3 protein-coding genes are annotated in these 5,491 nt (G+C 49.3%); 2 read left to right on the top strand and 1 reads right to left on the bottom strand.

Annotated elements, in window-relative coordinates; translation table 11 throughout:
* Positions 1-779 precede the first annotated feature (779 nt).
* A complete protein-coding gene (tdk, locus tag NNN71_RS23380; protein WP_163448657.1) occupies positions 780-1,409 on the top strand; it encodes a thymidine kinase in 630 nt (209 codons plus the stop codon).
* Between the two features lie 143 nt (positions 1,410-1,552).
* Here tdk and adhE read toward each other — a convergent pair whose 3' ends face one another.
* Positions 1,553-4,225, bottom strand: coding sequence for a bifunctional acetaldehyde-CoA/alcohol dehydrogenase (gene adhE, locus NNN71_RS23375; RefSeq protein ID WP_223802712.1), 2,673 nt, complete (start codon positions 4,223-4,225; stop codon positions 1,553-1,555).
* A gap of 496 nt (positions 4,226-4,721) precedes the next feature.
* On the opposite strand from adhE, the gene NNN71_RS23370 reads away from it, so the two are divergent.
* A complete protein-coding gene (locus NNN71_RS23370; RefSeq protein WP_163448655.1) occupies positions 4,722-5,369 on the top strand; it encodes a YchE family NAAT transporter in 648 nt (215 codons plus the stop codon).
* Positions 5,370-5,491: the final 122 nt, after the last annotated feature.

Raw genomic sequence — 5,491 nt, 5'->3', positions numbered from 1 at the left:
GTTAAATTGTGGGCCAGGTTCCTCATCTTTCCCGCACTAATTGTCAGGAGGCGTAGCGGGATAACGAGCGGGGCGGAGATGATGGGATGTGTATAAATATACCCCCGTACGGGTAAATATCAACCTTATGTATTAGCTGGTATGCATCCATTTTGTGCATTACTTTATCGACAATGAATGATTGCGTGACTCAACCACTTCACGGCCTGTCCGGGCTTTTGCAGCGCATTCCTTAACACTATTAACCTATTTGCCTCAGAGCCTGTATGGGTAAATTGCATGGCGGTGAAAACGATTTTACCGTGCGGACAATGGCAATACCGCAGGCAGCATCAGGGTTATCGGCTTTAAGCCCATAGTTATGACGATGTTATTTCAACCTGTGACTGTTTAATTTATGGATAACAATGTCCTGCAAGTCGCTACACAAATTGGCGGCGATCACATTTTTTTAGACAGACTCATTCATCTTTTCAACTATTAACCTCGCTAGCTAATTTTGCCGTGATGGTCCGCCAGCTGTATGCGGCGGCGGAGGGTAAAAGTGGTTAACTATTTCAGATTTATGATGAAGTTACCTTCGTGCCGGGGATAAATAGGTAGGGCGAAAACGACAGTGACGTAATATATCGGTTTTTCTGAATATTTCAGTTGTATCAGGCTCATAATCGAGAGGTGTCTTCATCCTGCAATGGTGAAGAGGACACAGGAAGACTGTGGGCAAAATATGCTACACTGCACGCCGTTTAAAAAACGCATCGATTAGGATTTTGCAGCCAATGGCACAACTTTATTTCTACTACTCAGCAATGAATGCCGGGAAGTCGACCGCTCTGTTGCAGTCGTCATACAACTACCAGGAGCGCGGTATGCGCACTATCGTTTATACCGCAGAAATAGACGATCGCTTTGGCGCCGGGAAAGTGAGCTCGCGAATTGGCCTCTCTTCGCCTGCGAAGCTGTTTAATCAGACCAGTAATCTGTTTGCCGAAATTAGCGCTGAGAATGCGCGTGAACGCATTAACTGCGTGCTTGTCGATGAATGCCAGTTTCTGACGCGTGAACAGGTCTACGCGCTTTCTGACGTGGTAGATAACCTGGATATTCCGGTATTGTGCTACGGGCTGAGAACGGATTTTCGCGGCGAGCTGTTTAGCGGTAGCCAATATTTACTGGCGCTCTCTGACAAACTGGTTGAGTTAAAAACGATCTGCTTCTGCGGTCGTAAAGCCAGCATGGTGCTGCGACTCGATCAGGAAGGGCGGCCGTACAATGAGGGTGAGCAGGTGGTGATTGGTGGCAACGAGCGTTATGTATCCGTTTGCCGTAAGCATTACAAGGAGGCGCTTGAAAAGGGCTCTCTGGCTGTTATTCAGGACCAGCACCGTATGACCTGCCGTTCTTGTTAAACGCCTCTACGTACGTTTGAGGCCCTGATGGATATGCGGAGCCAAACGTGCGTGGTTTTCCGTTGATGTTTACGGAATAAAAAAAAGCCCCATCATGATGATGGGGCTTTTTGCTTATGCTTTTCAGCGAGCGTTAAAGCGGATTATTTCTTCGCTTTTTTCTCAGCTTTCGCCGGAGCGGCTTCTTTCTTCTCTGCTGCCGGAGCGCCTTCAACGAATTCACGACCGTAGTAGGTATCCAGCAGAATCTGTTTCAGTTCAGAAATCAGCGGGTAACGCGGGTTAGCGCCGGTGCACTGGTCGTCAAACGCATCTTCAGACAGTTTGTCAACGTGTGCCAGGAAGTCAGCTTCCTGCACACCAGCTTCACGGATAGACTTAGGAATACCCAGTTCAGCTTTGATTTCGTCCAGCCAGCCCAGCAGTTTTTCAATTTTCGCTGCAGTGCGGTCGCCCGGAGCAGACAGACCCAGGTGGTCAGCGATTTCCGCGTAGCGACGACGTGCTTGCGGACGGTCGTACTGGCTGAATGCAGTCTGTTTAGTCGGGTTGTCGTTGGCGTTATAACGAATAACGTTGCTGATCAGCAGGGCGTTCGCCAGACCGTGAGGAATGTGGAACTGAGAACCCAGCTTGTGCGCCATAGAGTGACATACACCCAGGAAGGCGTTCGCAAACGCGATACCGGCGATAGTCGCTGCACTGTGAACACGCTCACGCGCTACCGGGTTCTTAGAACCTTCGTGGTAGGACGCTGGCAGGTTTTCTTTCAGTAGTTTCAGAGCCTGCAGTGCCTGGCCGTCGGAGAACTCAGAAGCCAGTACGGAAACGTAAGCTTCCAGGGCGTGAGTTACCGCATCCAGACCACCGAACGCACACAGGGACTTCGGCATATCCATCACCAGGTTGGCATCAACAATCGCCATGTCTGGAGTCAGCGCGTAGTCAGCCAGCGGGTATTTCTGGCCGGTTGCGTCGTCGGTTACTACCGCAAACGGAGTCACTTCAGAACCGGTACCGGAAGTGGTGGTGATAGCAACCATTTTTGCTTTCACGCCCATTTTCGGGAACTTGTAGATACGTTTACGGATGTCCATAAAGCGCAGCGCCAGCTCTTCGAAGTGGGTTTCCGGGTGTTCGTACATAACCCACATGATTTTCGCTGCATCCATCGGGGAACCGCCGCCCAGCGCGATGATCACATCTGGTTTGAACGAGTTCGCCAGGTCTGCACCTTTACGGACGATGGTCAGAGTCGGGTCAGCTTCAACTTCGAAGAACACTTCGGTTTCAACGCCAGCCGCTTTCAGAACAGAAGTGATCTGGTCAGCGTAGCCATTGTTAAACAGGAAGCGGTCGGTCACGATCAGCGCACGTTTGTGGCCATCGGTAATCACTTCATCCAGCGCGATTGGCAGAGAGCCACGGCGGAAGTAGATAGATTTCGGAAGTTTGTGCCACAACATGTTTTCAGCTCGCTTAGCAACGGTTTTCTTGTTGATCAGGTGCTTAGGACCAACGTTTTCAGAGATGGAGTTACCACCCCAGGAACCACAACCCAGAGTCAGGGAAGGTGCGAGTTTGAAGTTATACAGGTCGCCGATACCACCCTGAGAAGCCGGGGTGTTGATCAGAATACGCGCGGTTTTCATCATCTGACCGAAGTAAGCTACGCGTTCTGGCTGGTTGTCCTGGTCGGTGTACAGGCAAGAGGTATGACCGATACCGCCCATCGCAACCAGTTTTTCCGCTTTATCAACAGCGTCTTCGAAGTCTTTCGCACGGTACATGGCCAGGGTCGGAGACAGTTTTTCGTGAGCAAACGGCTCGCTCTCATCAACGACTTTTACTTCACCGATCAGAATCTTGGTGGTTTCAGGAACAGAGAAGCCTGCCAGTTCTGCAATTTTGTATGCCGGCTGACCAACGATAGCCGCGTTCAGCGCGCCATTTTTCAGGATAACGTCCTGAACAGCTTTCAGCTCTTTACCCTGCAGCAGGTAGCCGCCGTGAGTCGCGAAACGCTCACGTACTGCGTCATAAACGGAATCAACAACAACAACAGACTGTTCAGAAGCACAGATTACGCCGTTATCGAAGGTTTTAGACATCAGAACGGACGCAACGGCACGTTTCACATCAGCGGTTTCATCAATTACAACCGGAGTGTTACCAGCGCCTACGCCGATAGCAGGTTTACCGGAGCTGTATGCCGCTTTAACCATGCCTGGGCCACCGGTCGCGAGGATCAGGTTGATGTCCGGGTGGTGCATCAGCGCGTTAGACAGTTCTACAGACGGTTGGTCAATCCAGCCGATCAGATCTTTCGGTGCGCCAGCAGCGATAGCAGCCTGCAGCACGATGTCAGCCGCTTTGTTGGTTGCGTCTTTAGCACGCGGATGCGGAGAGAAAATGATGGCGTTACGCGTCTTCAGGCTGATCAGCGATTTGAAGATAGCGGTAGAAGTTGGGTTAGTGGTCGGTACGATACCGCAGATGATGCCGATAGGTTCAGCAATAGTGATGGTACCGAAAGTGTCGTCTTCGGACAGCACGCCACAGGTTTTTTCATCTTTATAGGCGTTGTAGATATATTCTGAAGCGAAGTGGTTTTTGATCACTTTGTCTTCAACAATACCCATGCCGGATTCGGCAACGGCCATTTTGGCGAGAGGGATTCGAGCATCTGCAGCGGCCAGAGCGGCGGCGCGGAAGATTTTGTCAACTTGCTCTTGAGTGAAACTGGCATATTCACGCTGGGCTTTTTTTACGCGCTCTACGAGTGCGTTAAGTTCAGCGACATTAGTAACAGCCATAATGCTCTCCTGATAATGTTAAACTTTTTTAGTGAATCATCTGCTCGACAAGTCAGTATAGACAAATCACCTGCAGCTGGCGAAAAAGTTAAGGAAACAAAGCGTTACCCACGAACTGATCCACTTGATTTACTAAAAGAGCTTCGATTTAGCCAAGGAGCTTACCGGAAAAAATACGACTTATTTATGAGGTCGTTTCTCTTTCGGTGTAAGCAGATTACCCACTTCTGAGTACGATTTGCGTGATCTAAATCAAATTTAAGCTAAGCTGACACCTTTCAGCAGGGCTGTTTTAGCAAAATGTAGAAGCTGTTAATCATTCGTGAGTATCGGTGCCGTAAACATTAGCATACTTTATACAAATTTATAACACTCTGTTTTTACCTCATTTTTCTGGACAATTCTGGTGAACATGGTCGATAAAAAAGGTATTGTCTGCGCCACTCTCGATTTACTGTTCATCAACGACAACTTTTAATGATGCTCCGGGGTTCACGTGATTCAGACGTTGTTTGATTTTCCTATTTTCTTTAAGTTCTTTATTGGACTGTTTGCACTGGTGAACCCGGTTGGTCTGATTCCGGTTTTCATCAGCCTGACGAGTTATCAAACGGCAGCGGTGCGCAACAAAACCAACCTGACGGCTAGTCTGTCGGTTGCCATTATTCTCCTGACTTCGTTATTCCTTGGCGATCTGATCCTGCAACTTTTCGGTATCTCGATTGATTCCTTCCGTATTGCTGGCGGGATCCTGGTGGTCTCGATTGCGATGTCGATGATCAGCGGCAAGCTGGGAGAAGATAAGCAGAACAAGCAGGAGAAATCAGAGACTGCCGTGCGTGAAAGTCTGGGGGTTGTGCCGCTGGCGCTGCCATTGATGGCGGGGCCGGGTGCTATTAGCTCCACGATCGTATGGGGTACACGCTATCATTCGCTAACCTATCTCCTCGGTTTTTCCTTATCTATTGCGCTATTCGCCTGGTGTTGTTGGGGCATTTTCCGTATTTCTCCGTGGCTGGTGCGTATGCTGGGGCAAACGGGGATTAACGTGGTCACCCGTATTATGGGGTTGTTACTGATGGCGTTGGGGATTGAATTCATTGTGACCGGTATCAAATCCATCTTCCCGGGTCTGGTCGGCTAATTATTCTGCGGCGACGGTAGGGCACTCAAAACTACTGTTGCCGTTAATATCAGAAAAACATATCACTCATTCCGCAAGTCGCTGTACAAATAATCAATTTGAATAATTGAATAAATATATAC

Origin of the sequence: Kluyvera sp. Awk 3 (assembly GCF_028069715.1) — a bacterium.
Classification (GTDB): domain Bacteria; phylum Pseudomonadota; class Gammaproteobacteria; order Enterobacterales; family Enterobacteriaceae; genus Kluyvera; species Kluyvera georgiana_A.
This window is presented reverse-complemented; position numbering and strand designations above follow the sequence as displayed.